This window comes from Dokdonia sp. R86516 (genome assembly GCF_044596715.1).
Classification (GTDB): Bacteria; Bacteroidota; Bacteroidia; order Flavobacteriales; family Flavobacteriaceae; genus Dokdonia.
Genome location: NZ_CP138998.1, coordinates 2,701,058 through 2,717,741 on the forward strand (window position 1 = coordinate 2,701,058; position 16,684 = coordinate 2,717,741).

Below are 16,684 nucleotides of genomic sequence, written 5' to 3' on the forward strand. Positions count from 1 at the left end.
CAAAAATAAGGGCAAACTAGTAATAAGCCTACTCATCAAAGAGTAACTTTTATTTAATTTCAAATAGTATTATCTGACTAAGTTGTTTTCCAAAGGAGTTAAAATTATTATCAGAGATAACGACTAGTGATCTATTTCCATTTTCAAAATTAGGACCAAGAGTCATTCCTTCAATATTATCTACAATACCATCTGTGAGCTGACTACGCACGCTACTAAAATCTAATAAAAGTTTCTTGGTCACAGGGGTGTAAGAGGAATTAGAAAGACTATTTAGGTCGTTTACATCTGTTGCATTTTTCGTTGAAACTTGGTAAATCTTAACATCATTTCCACCATCATCATGGCCCGATGCATAAGATCGTTCAAGAACTAGGAAAGAGTGTTCGTTATATGACAAAATTTCAGTCACGCCGTTTACTTCAAGCTTACCTTCTCTAGCTACTTTATCTAGCATGTATGGATACTCTTTTGTAAACGTTTTACGCTCATGATCTATATATGCAATACGTACGGGAGAGTTTGCGTCACTTGAAGTAGGTACAATACCATCTTGTTTGAGTGGTAATTCTGTAGTTACCCAGAAACCTTTGTTATCGTAATTTCTAGAGAGCGCTTCAAAAACTCCATTGTTGTGTGGGCCACTAGCAATATCGTTTTGAACAAGATATCTAGAAGGAATCGCAATAGCGCTTTTAAACGCTCCATCCATATTTGATGTTCTTATAAAAGGATTAATCCCCTTGCTTATATTTCCTTCACTTGACCATATAATGTCATTAGAAGGAGTTACCCGCAGTGATTCTGGATCAGCTAGACCACTTTTAAAAGCAATACCTAAGGTATCCTTAAAATTTACCATCGAGGTGAAAACAGGTAATTGTAACTTGCCATTTTCAATCTTAATATCTGCAATATAAAATCGCGGATTTTTTCTATCGTCACTTATGATATACCACTTACCATCCATATAATCGATACTAGATAGGCCACCCACAGCTATACCTTCATACATAGCATCGGCAGGAATAATCACTTCATTTACAAAGTCGAGCTGTCTTATTTCTTGCGTTTTACTTTGAAGAAGGCTAGAAGATTTACAAGAGAGTAACAGGGTTATGATAAGAAGCGAATAGATTTGTTTAAAAGCCATTTGAGAACGAGTTATGTTATTTACAAAGGTGTCACTTTTTTAGATTTAGTTTAAGAAAATTTCTTGTTTGCTTTCGCGAAAGCGTGATTATCTTTATAAAAAACACGTAATCATGGAACCATTAAAAGATAAAGTTGCATTAATAACTGGTGGAACTAAGGGTATAGGGCGAGGTATAGCCGAAGCCTTGTTGCATCAAGGAATGAAGGTTGCAATCACAGGAAGAGATGAGAAAGGTGCCAAAGAAGCAGCTCATGAACTAACTGAAAATGATAATTACATACTCGGTATTGCAGCAGATGTAAGAAATTATGAAAGCCAGCAAAATGCCGTAAAAGCTGTACTAGATAAATTTGGGAAAATTGATGTGCTCATTGCAAATGCAGGTCTAGGGCATTTTGAGAGTATTGCAGATATGTCTATAAAACAATGGGATGAGACCATTGATACGAACCTAACGGGAGTTTTCTACTCAGTAAAAGCCTCTCTTGAAGCGCTTAAAAAATCAGAAGGTTATATTTTTACAATTTCTAGTCTTGCAGGAACAAATTTCTTTGAAAAAGGAACAGCTTATAATGCGAGTAAATTTGGTTTGACAGGCTTTTCGCAAGCGCTTATGTTAGATCTTAGACAAGATAATGTAAAAGTGAGTACCATAATGCCAGGCTCTGTAAGTAGCCATTTTGGAGGTAGATCACCAGAGGAAGGGACTGACTGGCGTATACAGCCAGAAGATCTTGGCCAAATTACCGTCGATCTACTTAAAATGCATCCAAGAACTTTACCTAGTAAAATAGAGGTGCGACCATCTAAGCCACCTACTAAATAGTAGTATTAGAATATCATATAAAGCCTTCAATTTTAGATAAAATTGAAGGCTTTATTTTTTAATTCAAAAATTGTTTTTATTAATGGTTTGTAAACGTACGCTACTTCACTATAACGCTCAATGATATCATCGTGTAAAATTTTATTTTATGAGTAACTCTGATAACCATTTTTTTGCTTCATCAACAGAATTGAAAGACTCAAAGGGTTGATTAAAAAATTGTTTTTCTAGTACTACATTAGATTTAATGAGTGGATTATCAAATACAACAGCAATAGCTTTGAGTCCAGGATGACTTCCAGCATCCATATACACAGTAGGATCTACAGAGTATGAATTGAGCCTGTGTGAGATATAACCAAAAGGCTCATCACTAAAATAGTCTTTGCAAAATGATAATAGTAACTGGTTAGATGCTCTATCAACATGAGAGCCTTCTTTCATGGTACCAATGACAAAATTCTGTTCGATTTGGATTTTTCCAAAGTCAAATTCTTTAATATTTTTCAAGTGGGTGTAGGGGATTAAATTGGCTGCAAAACTCCTTCTTTTTTTAAGAAGATAAAAGTGTTTGTTGCAAAAAAAATCATTGCTTACCAGAAAGCAATACCTCCTTATAATCTAAGGCTTCATCAAGTGTTTGATACACAGCAAAAGGTTTTTTAAAAAACAATTTTTCAACTCTAAATGATTCTATAAGGCTTTTGTTTGGACAAACAGCTATAAACCCTTTGAGGTTTTCAATTTTTGATGTTTCTAGATAGATAATGGGATCAATAGAGTAGGAGTTTATTCTGTGGGTTATATATACAAACTCTTTATTGCTATAATATATCTCTGCAATTGCTAGTAGAATATCATTAAAATTAGGTTGTACTGTAATTCCTTCGTTCATTACGGTGTAAACATAATCATTATAGATAGTTAACTCTCCGAATGATAAGCTAAGGTGGTGTTCTATTGGTTCTGTCATAGGTTTGTTAGGGAACTTGAACATTGAATATACTAATAAATAGAAATACAAACATCTATTTACCAATACATTAACTATGTATGCATAGTATTTTAAATAAAAAATCCCCGAAAAGTCAGTTAGACCCTTCGGGGAAATAATTATAAACCCTTAGCGTTACCTACGACTCTGTAGGGGTTGCCTTTTTGATATCGATTATAAGTTCGTCTTTCTTCTCATCAAAATCCATAAATATGCTATCACCTTCTTTTAATTGAGAATTAATTATCTCCTCGGCTAGTGCATCTTCTATATATTTTTGAATAGCTCTTTTAAGTGGTCGTGCCCCATATTCCTTATCAAAACCTTTATCACTTATATAATCTTTTGCTTTTTCACTAAGTGTTAAATCATATCCTAGACCTTTAATTCTAGTATATAGTTTTGCAAGTTCGATATCGATAATCTTATGGATATCCTCACGCTCTAATGCATTAAATACTACTACGTCATCAACACGATTTAAAAACTCAGGTGCAAATGCCTTTTTAAGGGCATTCTGTATAATACTTCTTGCATTATCATCTGCTTGCGTTTTACGTGAAGCAGTACCAAATCCAACACCTTGACCAAAGTCTTTAAGCTTCCTTGCCCCGATGTTTGAGGTCATTATGATAATAGTATTTCTAAAATCTATCTTACGGCCTAGAGAATCTGTTAAGAAACCATCATCTAGCACTTGCAGTAACATATTAAATACATCTGGATGCGCTTTTTCTATCTCATCTAGTAAAACCACAGAGTAAGGCTTACGTCTTACTTTTTCTGTGAGTTGACCACCTTCTTCGTATCCTACGTATCCAGGAGGCGCTCCTACAAGCCTTGAGATAGAAAACTTCTCCATATACTCACTCATATCAATACGGATGAGTGCATCTTGATTATCAAAAAGCTCTTTTGCAAGAACCTTTGCAAGTTGCGTTTTACCTACACCAGTCTGACCTAAGAATATAAATGAACCGATAGGTTTGTTAGGGTCTTTTAATCCAGCTCTGTTACGTTGTATTGCTTTTGCAACCTTTTTTACAGCCTCATCTTGACCTATTACGTTTTCTTTTATTGTTGCTGGTAGTTCTGCAAGTTTATTGCTTTCTGTTTGTGCAATACGGTTGACAGGGATTCCTGTCATCATACTTACTACATCAGCAACATTTTCTTCAGACACTTCTTCTTTGTGAAGTTTTGCGTCTTCTTCCCAGCGCTCTTGAGCGATTGCAAGTTCCTTTTCTAAGGTTTTCTCATCATCGCGCAGCTTTGCAGCCTCTTCATATTTCTGCTTCTTTACCACAGAGGTTTTGAGTTCTCTTACCTCTTCTAGCTTATTTTCTAATTCTAAAATCTTTTTAGGAACATCAATATTAGTAATATGCACGCGAGATCCTGCTTCGTCTAGAGCATCTATAGCCTTATCTGGAAGAAATCTATCGGTCATATATCTATTAGTAAGTTTTACACACGCTTCAAGTGCCTCATCTGTATATGAGACATTATGGTGCTCTTCATACTTACCTTTAATATTTTGTAATATCTCAATCGTTTCTTCTACAGACGTAGGTTCTACAATTACTTTTTGAAAACGTCGCTCTAAAGCACCATCTTTCTCAATGTGCTGGCGGAATTCATCAAGCGTTGTTGCACCTACACATTGTATTTCGCCTCGAGCGAGAGCAGGTTTAAACATATTTGAAGCATCAAGAGATCCTGTTGCTCCTCCAGCCCCTACAATGGTATGTATCTCATCTATAAATAAGATAATGTCATCATTCTTTTCAAGCTCGTTCATCACGGCTTTCATACGCTCTTCAAACTGTCCTCTATACTTTGTTCCAGCTACAAGGCTAGCAAGATCAAGAGTAACCACACGTTTGTCAAAAAGGATACGAGATACCTTACGTTGTACAATACGTAGAGCAAGTCCTTCTGCTATGGCAGATTTACCTACTCCAGGCTTACCAATAAGGAGAGGGTTATTTTTCTTACGCCTACTCAATATCTGTGATACACGCTCAATCTCTTTACTACGACCTACTACAGGATCTAATTTACCCTCGTCTGCCATTGCAGTAAGATCACGTCCAAAGTTATCTAAAACCGGAGTTTTACTTTTCTTTCCTCCTTTAGGCGTGGTAGGGCTATTAAAAGGATTTTCTTTTGATCCTTCATCGCTATTATCGGCATCATCACTAAATGATTCTGATTTAATAGGCTCTATATATTCATCGCTTTCGTTTGCCATCATTAGTTTAAATTGGTCTTTTACACTGTCATAATCTACTTTAAGTCGATTGAGCAGTTTTGTGGTAGGATCATTTTCATTACGTAAAACACATAATAATAAATGAGCCGTATTTATTGATGAACTTTGAAAGAGCTTTGCTTCTAAGAATGTGGTCTTGAGTGCTCGCTCTGCCTGGCGAGTAAGATGTAAATTCTTCTTATCATTACTCTGTAAGTTCAAGTTGGGGTTTGCTGGGCTTAGTATCTCAACCTTGCGTCTCAAGTGCTCTAAGTCTATATTTAAAGCTCCTAAAATATCGATTGCTTTACCGCTTCCGTCTCTTAACAAACCAAGTAGTAAGTGCTCTGTACCTATAAAGTCATGACCTAATCTTAAGGCCTCCTCTTTACTATAAGCAATCACATCTTTTACTCTTGGTGAAAAATTATCGTCCATATCTATCTTCTCTTTCTTAGGTAAATTTAAGCAAACTGGTTCAAAAATCATTCCGCTTAAAGTCATTAGTCCAAATTACCAAAAATACCTGACAATTTGCCTTTAAGGCCTTTGGGTAGTTATTAAGAGACTTTGTTAAAATTTGTTGATAAAAAGTGCGCTTTCGCGAAAGCGTACCCCCATAAAAACCCTCCAAAATCACTACATTGCTAGCTAGTAAAAATTTGACATAAAATCTAATCAATTTATATATGGCTGAAGGAGAAAAGCTGATCTCGATTAATATTGAAGATGAAATGAAATCTGCTTACATCGATTACTCGATGTCAGTTATCGTATCACGTGCACTACCTGACGTACGTGATGGTCTCAAACCAGTACACCGTCGTGTTCTTTACGGAATGCATGAGTTAGGAATACGAGCGAGTGGTGCTCACAAAAAATCTGCAAGAATAGTAGGAGAGGTACTAGGTAAGTATCACCCACACGGCGACACCTCTGTATATGATGCAATGGTGCGTATGGCTCAAGAGTGGAGTTTACGTTATATGCTTGTAGATGGTCAAGGTAACTTTGGGTCTGTAGATGGTGATAGCCCAGCAGCAATGCGTTATACCGAGGCTAGAATGCGCAAGATATCTGAAGATATGCTTGCAGATATTGAAAAAGACACAGTAGATCACCAACTTAACTTTGATGATACACTTAAAGAACCTACCGTATTACCTACACGTGTACCAGGGTTACTTATAAATGGTGCATCTGGTATTGCTGTGGGTATGGCGACTAATATGCCACCACACAACCTTTCTGAAGTTGTAGACGGTATACACGCTTACATAGATAATAATGACGTTACTATAGATGAACTTATGGAGCACGTAAAGGCTCCAGATTTTCCTACCGGAGGAACGATTTATGGTTATGACGGAGTACGTGAGGCTTTTAAAACAGGGCGTGGTCGTGTTGTAATGCGCGCAAAGGCAGAGTTTGAAGAAGTAAAGGGTAGAGAGTGTATCATTGTGACCGAAATACCATATCAAGTCAATAAGGCTGATATGATTAAGAAAACGGCCGATATGATCAACGATAAGAAGATCGAGGGTATATCTGCCATACGTGACGAGTCAGACCGTAATGGTATGCGTATCGTTTATGTTATAAAACGTGATGCTATCCCAAATATCGTACTTAACAAGTTATATAAGTACACGGCACTACAATCATCATTTAGTGTAAATAACATTGCTCTTGTAAACGGACGTCCTGAGATGTTAAATCTTAAGGATATGATACACCACTTTGTTGAGCACCGCCACGAGGTAGTAGTGAGAAGAACAGAGTTTGAGCTTAAAAAAGCAGAAGCTCGTGCTCACATATTAGAAGGTCTTATCATTGCTTCAGATAATATAGATGAAGTAATTGCCATCATACGTGCAAGTGCAAATGGTGATGAGGCGAGACAAAACTTAATAGAGCGTTTTAAACTCTCAGAGATTCAAGCAAAGGCTATTGTAGAGATGCGTTTACGCCAGCTTACAGGTCTGGAGCAAGACAAACTACGTAGTGAGTACGAAGAGATAATGAAGACTATAGAAGACTTAAAAGATATCCTTGCAAAGAAGGAGCGTCGTATGTCTATCATTAGAGAAGAGCTTCAAGAAATAAAAGATAAGTATGGAGATGAGCGTCGCTCTATTATAGAGTATGCAGGAGGTGATGTAAGCATCACAGATCTTATTCCAGATAAAAAGGTAGTAATTACTATCTCAAATGCTGGTTACATAAAACGTACATCACTTACAGAATACAAAACTCAAAATAGAGGAGGAGTAGGTACAAAAGCATCTACTACTCGTAATGAAGATTTCTTAGAACATCTATTTGTAGGGACTAACCACCAGTATATGTTATTCTTTACACAAAAGGGTAAATGTTTCTGGATGCGTGTATTTGAAATACCAGAAGGAAGTAAGACTTCAAAAGGTAGAGCTATCCAGAACCTTATTAATATAGAGCAAGATGACGAGGTAAAAGCATTTGTATGTACAGGAGACCTTAAAGATGAAGATTATATAAATAATCACTACATCATTATGGCGACCAAAAAAGGACAAGTGAAGAAAACAGCGCTAGAGCAATACTCACGTCCTCGTACTAATGGTATCAACGCGATTACTATTAAGGACAATGATGAGCTACTATCTGCAAAGCTTACAACAGGAGAGAGTCAAGTGATGCTTGCGCTTAAATCTGGTAAGGCAATACGCTTTGAGGAAAGTAAGACGAGACCTATGGGAAGAAACGCCTCTGGTGTTCGTGGCATAACTCTTGCTAATGATGAAGATGAAGTAGTAGGAATGGTGTCTGTAAATGATACAGAAAGTAATATCCTAGTTGTTTCAGAAAAAGGGTATGGTAAGCGTAGTAGTCTTGAAGATTACAGAATTACAAACCGTGGAGGTAAAGGAGTAAAAACAATCTCTGTTACCGAAAAGACTGGAGAACTAGTATCTATTAAAAACGTTACTGATGCAGATGATCTTATGATTATCAATAAGTCAGGTATCGCTATAAGAATGGAAGTAGCTTCACTAAGAGTTATGGGGCGTGCAACACAAGGAGTACGACTTATCAACCTTAAAGGAAACGATTCTATTGCCGCTGTCGCGAAAGTAAAAAGTGATGAGGACGATATAGATGATGAAGATGACACAGTAGATGGAACTCCGGTAGAAGGAGGGACAACTGCTTCAGAAACAACCCAAAACGAAAACTCTTCTGAAGAAGAAGAATAGAAACATAAGGGTTGAGAAAAAAAGAGTAATTTTGAAACCCTTATATTAATTAAACCATTACAATGAAAAGTAAACTATTTTTAGCAATAGCACTTGCCGCAACATCGATGGCATTTGCACAGAAAAAGGAAGTAAAAGCTATAGAGAAGGCAATTAAGTCTGGTAGCTATACTCAGGCAAAAACGCTACTAGGAGCTGCCGAAGCTCTAACAGCTAATATGGATGAGAAAACAAAAGAGAAGTTTATGCTTCTAAAGGCTCAAGCATATTTAGGAGTAGATAATCAAGATCCAGCAGATCTTGAGAAAGCAGCAATGGCTTTTGGAGATTTACGAGATACTAAGTACAGTAAAGAAGCAGAAGCAGGTCTTGCAAATGTTACAAATGCTTATATCAATGGTGCTGTAGCAGATCAAAACGGTCAAGATTATGCCAGCGCAGCAACAAAACTTGAAAAAGCATACAACCTAAGTAAAAAGGATACAGTTTACTTATACTTTGCTGCATCAAATGCAATCAACGGTAAAGATTATGATACTGCATTAGGTTATTATGAGCAACTTAAAAACTTAGGTTTTCAAGGAAGAGAAGTATCTTATGTAGCAACTAATGTTGAGACAAGCGAGGTTGAAAATTTTCCAAGCAAACAAGAAAGAGATCTTCAGGTACTTGCAAAAACACACGTAAAACCAGAAGAGCAGTTAGGAGATTCTAAAAGTGCAGAAATAGCAAAAAATATTGCACTTATCTATATTTCTAAGAATGAAAATGAAAAGGCACTTGCTGCAATGGCAGATGCTCGTAAAGAGAATCCAGATGACATCTTATTATTACGTTCTGAGGCAGATATCTACCTTAAGATGAAGAAAATGGATAAGTATCAAGAAGTAATTGCTAAGGTTCTTGAGAAAGACCCAAACAATCCAGAGTTACTATATAACTTAGGTGTAAGTTCTGATCAGCAAGGAAATAAGGAAAAGGCAAAGGAATATTACATGAAGGCTGTTGAGCTTGATCCTACATATGCTGCAGCTTATAATAACATTGCTGTTCTTATCTTATCTGATGAGCGTGCAATTGTGGATGAGATGAACAGTTTAGGAACTTCAAAAGCAGACTATGACAAGTATGATGCTTTAAAACTTAAACGTCAGGATGTTTACAAGAATGCTGTTCCTTACTTAGAAAAAGCATTAGCAGCAAAGCCTGATTACCTTGATGTAGCAAGATCTCTTTACGGAATCTATGAGCAACTAGGTGAAACATCTAAGGCAGATGCAATGAAAGCAAACATTGAGAAATTAGAAGGAGGAAACTAAGTCTTCTATCTTTTATAAAACAAAAAAGCCACTCATTTGAGTGGCTTTTTTTTGTTAGATAGTATAATATTAATCTTATCTAGATAATTTTCTTAATAACTCTCAATTTGTGAGTGTGTATACCTTTATGAACATTATAAATACCAGAATGATCTAATCGATCAATTCTCACTTCTCCATGAGCATGTATGATATAATTATCTTCCATGATAATACCTACATGGGTAATTAACCCTTCGGCATTGTCAAAAAAGGCTAGATCACCAGGTTCACTTTCCTCTATAAAACTTAATGCCTCACCTTGTGTTGCTTGCTGTGAAGCATCTCTTTTTAGAACGAAGCCATTAAGTCGATATACCATTTGAGTAAAACCACTACAATCTATACCAAAGGTTGTCCTACCACCCCATAAATACGGAGTTTTAAGATAGAGTAGTGCTGTTTCCACAAGCTGCGTTCTGGAGGTTTTTCCAGTGTGACTATTACCATCATAAGAATCTTTAAGAAGCGCAATATTTTCAACAGAAGAACCTAATACTACCGTGAGTAGTTGATTATGTTCTGTTGTAATAAATTGTACAGGATCAGTGGTTAGTGTTGCTTGTTGCGCTTTCGCGAAAGCGTACTCCTCTTCACTAATCTCTATGTATTGCTTATTATCAATCCATCCCTCATATTTGTCATGAGAAAGTTTAATACGGCTCCATTGCTTGCGTTGCTCCACAACCTTAAAATGTTCACCATATAGAACTTGGTTTACAAGTTCGCTAGGATCTGAAGGTTCGGCGCGCATAGGGACTATACTAAGCTGGCAAATACCGTATCGCATAGGGTATAACTATTCTTATTTATAATTTTCTATTACCATAGCAGAGGCACCTCCACCACCGTTACAAATTGCGGCAGCACCTAGTGTTGCATCGTTTTGCTTCAATACATTCATAAGTGTAATAAGAATACGCACTCCGCTACATCCTAATGGATGTCCTAAAGATACTGCTCCTCCATTTACATTTACATTTTCGTCTGTTAAGCCTAATATTTTCATATTTGCTAGACCTACTACAGAGAATGCTTCATTAAACTCAAAAAACTCAATATCGCTCTGAGCTACACCTGCTTTTGCTAGGGCCTTAGGTAATGCTTTTGATGGTGCAGTAGTAAACCACTCTGGCTCATGTGCAGCATCTGCATAACTTTTTATAGTACAAAGAGGAGTAAGGTTGAGCTCTTTTGCTCTTTCTTCACTCATTACGATTACAGCACCAGCACCATCATTTATAGTAGATGCATTTGCAGCAGTTACGGTTCCGTCTTTTGAGAACGCTGGACGTAAAGCAGGAATTTTTTCCATTTTTACATTTGTAAATTCTTCATCGCGAGATACGATAACATCATCTCCACGTCTTTGTGGTACCGGTACTGGTACTACTTCATTATCAAACTTTCCAGCTTCCCAAGCAGCAGCGCTACGCTTATAAGATTGGATAGCATAAGCATCTTGATCTTCACGTGAGAATTTATATTCAGTTGCACATGCATCTGCACATACACCCATCGCGTTACCATCATAAGCATCTACAAGACCGTCTTTTTGCATGCCGTCTACCATAGTTTGCGGTCCAAATTTATGTCCATTACGTAATTGAACATAATGAGGAATAAGACTCATATTTTCCATCCCACCAGCAACTACAATATCTGCATCTCCTAGTGCAATGGCTTGAGCAGCCATCATTACAGCTTTCATTCCTGAAGCGCATACTTTATTTACTGTCGTACAAGGTACCGTTATAGGAATTCCTGCTCCTATCGCAGCCTGTCTTGCAGGTGCTTGACCTACACCAGCTTGTACCACGTTACCCATGTAAACTTCACTTACAAGTGCTGGGTCAAGGTTAATTTTATCTAAAGCACCTTTTATAGCGATTGATCCAAGTTTACTGGCAGTAACAGAGGATAAAGCTCCCATGAAACTCCCTATCGGTGTGCGCGCAGCCGCAACTATAACAACGTTCTTACTCATATATTTGTGTGTTTGAAGTACTAAAATTTTCTCTTGCGAATGTAAGGAAAATTTGAAGATTTTAGAATCTATAGCGACGGTCTAAGTGGTATATCAAGCGATATTAATTTAGTATTTTAGCTTCATACTAGACAACCCTATGAGCAGCACCGCACAAAAGTTTTATAAACATCAAGATCTCATCTACAAGCTCTTGCTTGTCTTTATTTGTGCAGGGTTTATTGTTTATTTCTTCCCAAAAAGCGGGAAATTCCAATATGAGATTCAAAAAGGTTTTCCATGGCAATATGAAAATCTATATGCAGATGAAGATTTTGCCATTCTTAAAAGTGCCACAGAACTTGAAGAAGAGCGTAGTCAAGTAAAATCACAATCTGCAGTGTACTTTAATTATAATCAAGACATTGTAGACAACATCATAGCATCTTATGATGAAAATTTTGATAAGGTATTTCCTGATAGTATTGATTACCAATTTCCAAAAGCAGAATTGAGAAGATATGGGAGTAATTTGCTAAAAGGAGTTTACAAAACTGGGGTTATAAAAAATAAACCTGTCTATGATTCTAGTCGTCTCATCTTCATTAAAAAAGGAAATGAAGTGTTTGAAATGAGGTTGAACCAAATTTCTGTGCTTAATAATGTAACAGATAATCTCACGTCTGTTATTGAGAATGGCGCTTACGCAGCGTATTCTAATAAATTTCTTCAGCTATATTTTGATGGGCTAGAAGCAAATGTTTCTCTAGATGAAGTTCTCACTAAAGAAACTCTCGATATTGAGCTTAGTCAGATTTCAGAAACACGCAATATAGTGCCTAAGGGAAGTATTGTGATTGCAAGAGGTCAGCTCGTAGAAGGAGATAATTTACAAAAATTACTATCTCTAAAAGCCAAATATGAGTCGCAAAACATAAGTGATTCGCGTTATAATTGGGTGCTCTTTGGATACATCTTGTTAGTGCTCCTAGCACTCGTAATGTTGCTTCTTTTTATACGAACTTATAGACTTTCTGTATTTTTAAATAATACTAAAGTAACCTTTATATTTTTTAATGTTCTAGTGATGGTACTTCTTACAACGATAGTTGTAAAGTGGAGTCCTCAGTATGTATATGCTGTCCCTATGTGTATACTACCACTCATTATCAAAGCCTTTTTTGACGCTCGATTGGGACTTTTTACACATGTAATTGCAATACTATTACTAGGGTTTATTGTGCCAGATAGTTTTGAATATTTTTTCTTACAAGTCATTGCGGGTATCGTGACTATCTTAACTATACCCGAGCTATATAAAAGAGCAAATCTTTTTATATCAATTGGTCAAATTACACTCATTTATATTCTAGCATATTTTGCATTTAATATTATAAGTGAAGGTGGAATGGAGGGACTGCAGTGGGAAGACTTCGGAATGTTTTTACTCGCTGGCCTGGCAACATTGTTTGTACAGCCCCTCATCTATATTTATGAAAAGATCTTTGGCTTGGTAAGTGATGTTTCATTATTAGAATTATCAGATACTAACTCAAAACTTCTCAAGCGTCTTGCAGATGAAGCTCCAGGTACTTTTCACCATAGTCTTAATGTAGCAAACTTATCTGAAGCAGCAGCAAATGAAATAGGTGCAAATGCCATGCTAGTTAGGGTAGGAGCACTTTATCACGATATTGGGAAAATAGAAAACCCTACAGATTTTACAGAAAACCAAGCTACAGGAATTAATAGTCACGATGATTTATCACCAAAAGAAAGCGCGCGTATTATCATAGATCACGTGATTAATGGTATTGAACTCGCTCGTAAATATAATTTACCTGACAGAGTTATAGATTTTATACGCACGCATCACGGTACTAGTACGGTGCAATATTTTTACTTTAAAGAGAAGGAAATTAATGAAGACACATTAATTACAGATTTTCAATATCCAGGACCATTACCTTTTAGTAAAGAAACTGCGATACTTATGATGGCAGATAGTGTGGAGGCTGCTTCCAAGAGTCTTAAAAATCCAACATCAACGCTTATTGACGCATTTGTTGAAAAGATTATTAAAAAACAAATGGATGAAGGACAGTTTCTTAACGCAAATATTACGTTCAAAGAAATTCAGCAGATTAAGAAAGTACTTAAAAAGAAGCTTAATAACATTTATCACCTCAGGATTGAATATCCAGAGTAGGTAATTGTTAATTCAGTTTGTTGGGTTATTACGCTTTCGCGAAAGCATAAAAAAACGAGATACAAATTAATGTATCTCGTTTTATATTTTAATCTGAGTTGTTCTATCTCAATGTAGGAAAATTTGAAGGGTTTACTTCATTCATCATACTGTATATTTTCTCAAATATGTCATCTGCCGATGGCTTAGAGAAGTAATCTCCGTCTGTTCCGTAAGCAGGTCTATGAGCCTTAGCAGTCAACGTCTCTGGTTTACTATCAAGATATTTGTATGCATCTTGCTCATTTAATACCTCATTAAGTAAGTAAGCACTAGCTCCACCTGGCATATCTTCATCTATGACTATAAAACGATTTGTCTTTTTTATACTCTCAACAACATCGTGATTAAGGTCAAATGGCAATAATGATTGGGCATCAATTACTTCGACATTGATACCTACGGTTAAAAGTTCTTTTGCAACTTCCATTACAATACGTAATGTACTTCCATAAGATAGAACCGTAATATCTGTTCCTTCTTTTACAGTCTCGACAACCCCTATTGGAGTCTTAAATTCTCCTATGTTCGTTGGCAAGTTTTCTTTTAATCGGTAACCGTTTAAGCATTCTACAACTAGTGCAGGCTCATCACTTTCTAATAGTGTGTTATAAAAACCAGCAGCCTTAACCATGTTACGAGGAGTAAGAATGTACATACCTCTCAAAAGGTGCACGATTGCTCCCATTTGCGATCCACTGTGCCAGATTCCTTCTAAGCGGTGTCCTCGTGTTCTTACAATAAGTGGTGCTTTTTGCTTACCATGAGTTCTGTAACGCAATGATGCGAGATCATCGCTCATAATCTGGATAGCATATAAAATATAATCAAGGTATTGAATTTCGGCGATAGGGCGCAAGCCTCTCATAGCCATTCCTATTCCTTGACCAAGTATCGTTGCTTCACGTATTCCTACATCTGCAACTCTGTGCTCGCCATATTTCTCTTGCATTCCTTCTAAGCCTTGGTTTACGTCACCAATGGCTCCAGCATCTTCTCCAAAAACAAGTGTATTAGGATATTTGCTAAAGATAGCATCAAAGTTATCTCTCAAAATTACACGGCCATCTACAAGATTTTCTTCACCGTAAGTAGGGGCAACACCTTCTATTGAAGTCGCACCATTTCCATTTTCATTATATAAGTGTGCGCTGTATTGAGGTTGGATTGTCGCTATATAATTATCAATCCATGCTGCAAGTTCTGCATGAAAATCAGATTGCTCTCCTATTGTGAGGCGCAAAGCCTTACGGGCAGTACTAAGCAGGTCACATTTAAGAGATTCCTTGTTCTCTACTAGTTTTTCAAGCAGTGGTTTTATAAAACTTCCATTACTTGAGGTTTTTACAAGTCCTTCAAGTATTGATGTGATTTTTTCCTTTTCAGTTTTAATAGGTCTTAAAAATGCTTCCCAAGCAGCTTTCTTGCCATCTCGCACTTTCTTTTTAAGATCTTTATCTATAACAGTAAGTTCCTCATCTGTAGCTAGACCTTGGTCAATAAGCCATTTTCTGAATTGTACATTACAGTCATTTTCACGCTCCCATTGTAATCTATCTTGGTCTTTATAGCGTTCATGAGATCCAGAAGTAGAGTGTCCTTGAGGCTGTGTAAGCTCAACAACATGAACTAATACTGGTACGTGCTCTTCACGAGCAATTTTTCCAGCACGTTCATATGCATCTACGAGAGCTGGATAATCCCACCCATTGACCTTAATGATTTCGTACCCGTTATCTTCTTCGTCTCTTTGGAAGCCAGCAAGTATTTTAGATATACTCTCCTTTGTAGTTTGATGTCTAGCATGAACAGAAATTCCGTATTCATCGTCCCAAACACTTATTACCATAGGTACTTGAAGTACACCTGCGGCATTAATAGTTTCAAAGAATAAACCTTCACTTGTACTTGCATTACCTATTGTACCCCAAGCAACTTCATCACCATTGTGTGAGAAGTTTTCTTTTTGAGTTTCTGCAACGTTTCTATATACTTTAGAGGCTTGTGCAAGACCTAATAGTCTAGGCATTTGGCCAGCAGTAGGAGAGATGTCTGAGCTTGAATTCTTTTGAGCAAGTAAGTTTTTCCAGTTACCGTCATTATCAAGACTATGCGTTGCAAAGTGACCACCCATCTGCTTTCCAGCACTCATAGGATCAAATGCTATATCAGTATGTGCATATAAACCGGCAAAAAACTCTTCTATAGACAAGTGGTCTATAGCCATCATAAATGTTTGATCTCTATAATATCCAGATCTAAAGTCACCATTTTTAAAAGCGCGTGCCCAGGCAAGCTGTGGTAGTTCTTTTCCATCACCAAAAATTCCAAATTTTGCCTTCCCTGTAAGAACTTCTCTACGTCCTAAAAGACTACATTCTCTACTAGTAACAGCGATTCGATAGTCTTCAAGAACAGATTCTTTAAAGTCATCGTAAGATAATGCTGCTTTGGTATTAGAAGTAATTGCCATATGTTAAAAAGATTTGTCTGTAAAAATAGCCAAAACATACCCATAATGCAATATGTAAGTGCGTTAAATACTTATAATTTTCGCATTATAAGTTGATTTAATAGAAGCTATTTTCAATAAAAGGCAATATTTTGTGATTCTATTAAGAATATGACAACATAAACCGTGGTTTT

11 protein-coding genes are annotated in these 16,684 nt (G+C 36.6%); 4 read left to right on the forward strand and 7 right to left on the reverse strand.

The features are described 5' to 3' along the window. Positions 1-49 precede the first annotated feature (49 nt). Positions 50-1,153, reverse strand: a complete 1,104-nt coding sequence (locus tag SJY23_RS12110) for an esterase-like activity of phytase family protein (protein WP_396596544.1) — start codon at positions 1,151-1,153, stop codon at positions 50-52. Between the two features lie 112 nt (positions 1,154-1,265). On the opposite strand from SJY23_RS12110, the gene SJY23_RS12115 reads away from it, so the two are divergent. Further along, positions 1,266-1,982, forward strand: coding sequence for an SDR family oxidoreductase (locus tag SJY23_RS12115; protein WP_396596545.1), 717 nt, complete (start codon positions 1,266-1,268; stop codon positions 1,980-1,982). A 141-nt stretch (positions 1,983-2,123) separates the two neighbouring features. Here SJY23_RS12115 and SJY23_RS12120 read toward each other — a convergent pair whose 3' ends face one another. From SJY23_RS12120 to SJY23_RS12130, 3 genes are all read right to left on the reverse strand, one after another. After that, positions 2,124-2,426, reverse strand: coding sequence for a hypothetical protein (locus SJY23_RS12120; protein WP_396596546.1), 303 nt, complete (start codon positions 2,424-2,426; stop codon positions 2,124-2,126). A 142-nt stretch (positions 2,427-2,568) separates the two neighbouring features. Next, positions 2,569-2,955: a hypothetical protein gene (locus SJY23_RS12125; protein WP_035337047.1), complete on the reverse strand. Its 387-nt coding sequence runs from the start codon at positions 2,953-2,955 to the stop codon at positions 2,569-2,571. A gap of 160 nt (positions 2,956-3,115) precedes the next feature. After that, positions 3,116-5,668, reverse strand: a complete 2,553-nt coding sequence (locus tag SJY23_RS12130) for an ATP-dependent Clp protease ATP-binding subunit (RefSeq protein WP_396598123.1) — start codon at positions 5,666-5,668, stop codon at positions 3,116-3,118. 251 nt (positions 5,669-5,919) lie between these two features. Here SJY23_RS12130 and gyrA point away from each other — a divergent pair, with 251 nt between their 5' ends. Then, entirely contained in the window at positions 5,920-8,466 is a 2,547-nt protein-coding gene (gene gyrA / locus SJY23_RS12135) for a DNA gyrase subunit A (RefSeq protein WP_035337046.1), read from the forward strand. 62 nt (positions 8,467-8,528) lie between these two features. Continuing rightward, positions 8,529-9,785 carry a tetratricopeptide repeat protein gene (locus SJY23_RS12140; protein WP_035337044.1) on the forward strand — a complete coding sequence of 419 codons (1,257 nt, stop codon included), beginning with the start codon at positions 8,529-8,531 and terminating at the stop codon, positions 9,783-9,785. A gap of 79 nt (positions 9,786-9,864) precedes the next feature. On the opposite strand, the gene SJY23_RS12145 is transcribed toward SJY23_RS12140, so the two are convergent. Further along, a complete protein-coding gene (locus tag SJY23_RS12145; RefSeq protein WP_035337042.1) occupies positions 9,865-10,614 on the reverse strand; it encodes a C40 family peptidase in 750 nt (249 codons plus the stop codon). A gap of 15 nt (positions 10,615-10,629) precedes the next feature. After that, positions 10,630-11,811 (reverse strand): acetyl-CoA C-acyltransferase, encoded by a 1,182-nt coding sequence (locus tag SJY23_RS12150; protein ID WP_396596547.1) that lies wholly within the window; start codon positions 11,809-11,811, stop codon positions 10,630-10,632. Positions 11,812-11,950: 139 nt separating this feature from the next. Here SJY23_RS12150 and SJY23_RS12155 point away from each other — a divergent pair, with 139 nt between their 5' ends. Further along, entirely contained in the window at positions 11,951-13,999 is a 2,049-nt protein-coding gene (locus SJY23_RS12155) for an HD family phosphohydrolase (RefSeq protein ID WP_396596548.1), read from the forward strand. A 103-nt stretch (positions 14,000-14,102) separates the two neighbouring features. Here SJY23_RS12155 and SJY23_RS12160 read toward each other — a convergent pair whose 3' ends face one another. Beyond that, positions 14,103-16,511: a thiamine pyrophosphate-dependent enzyme gene (locus SJY23_RS12160; RefSeq protein ID WP_396596549.1), complete on the reverse strand. Its 2,409-nt coding sequence runs from the start codon at positions 16,509-16,511 to the stop codon at positions 14,103-14,105. Between the last annotated feature and the right edge of the window lie 173 nt (positions 16,512-16,684).

What these genes read in the sequence shown, in the direction of transcription:
- SJY23_RS12110 (WP_396596544.1), bottom strand. Translation starts at nt 1,153, where the DNA reads ATGGCTTTTAAACAAATCTATTCGCTTCTTATCATAACCCTGTTACTC.
- SJY23_RS12115 (WP_396596545.1), top strand. Translation starts at nt 1,266, where the DNA reads ATGGAACCATTAAAAGATAAAGTTGCATTAATAACTGGTGGAACTAAG.
- SJY23_RS12120 (WP_396596546.1), bottom strand. Translation starts at nt 2,426, where the DNA reads ATGAAAGAAGGCTCTCATGTTGATAGAGCATCTAACCAGTTACTATTA.
- SJY23_RS12125 (WP_035337047.1), bottom strand. Translation starts at nt 2,955, where the DNA reads ATGACAGAACCAATAGAACACCACCTTAGCTTATCATTCGGAGAGTTA.
- SJY23_RS12130 (WP_396598123.1), bottom strand. Translation starts at nt 5,668, where the DNA reads ATGGACGATAATTTTTCACCAAGAGTAAAAGATGTGATTGCTTATAGT.
- gyrA (WP_035337046.1), top strand. Translation starts at nt 5,920, where the DNA reads ATGGCTGAAGGAGAAAAGCTGATCTCGATTAATATTGAAGATGAAATG.
- SJY23_RS12140 (WP_035337044.1), top strand. Translation starts at nt 8,529, where the DNA reads ATGAAAAGTAAACTATTTTTAGCAATAGCACTTGCCGCAACATCGATG.
- SJY23_RS12145 (WP_035337042.1), bottom strand. Translation starts at nt 10,614, where the DNA reads ATGCGATACGGTATTTGCCAGCTTAGTATAGTCCCTATGCGCGCCGAA.
- SJY23_RS12150 (WP_396596547.1), bottom strand. Translation starts at nt 11,811, where the DNA reads ATGAGTAAGAACGTTGTTATAGTTGCGGCTGCGCGCACACCGATAGGG.
- SJY23_RS12155 (WP_396596548.1), top strand. Translation starts at nt 11,951, where the DNA reads ATGAGCAGCACCGCACAAAAGTTTTATAAACATCAAGATCTCATCTAC.
- SJY23_RS12160 (WP_396596549.1), bottom strand. Translation starts at nt 16,511, where the DNA reads ATGGCAATTACTTCTAATACCAAAGCAGCATTATCTTACGATGACTTT.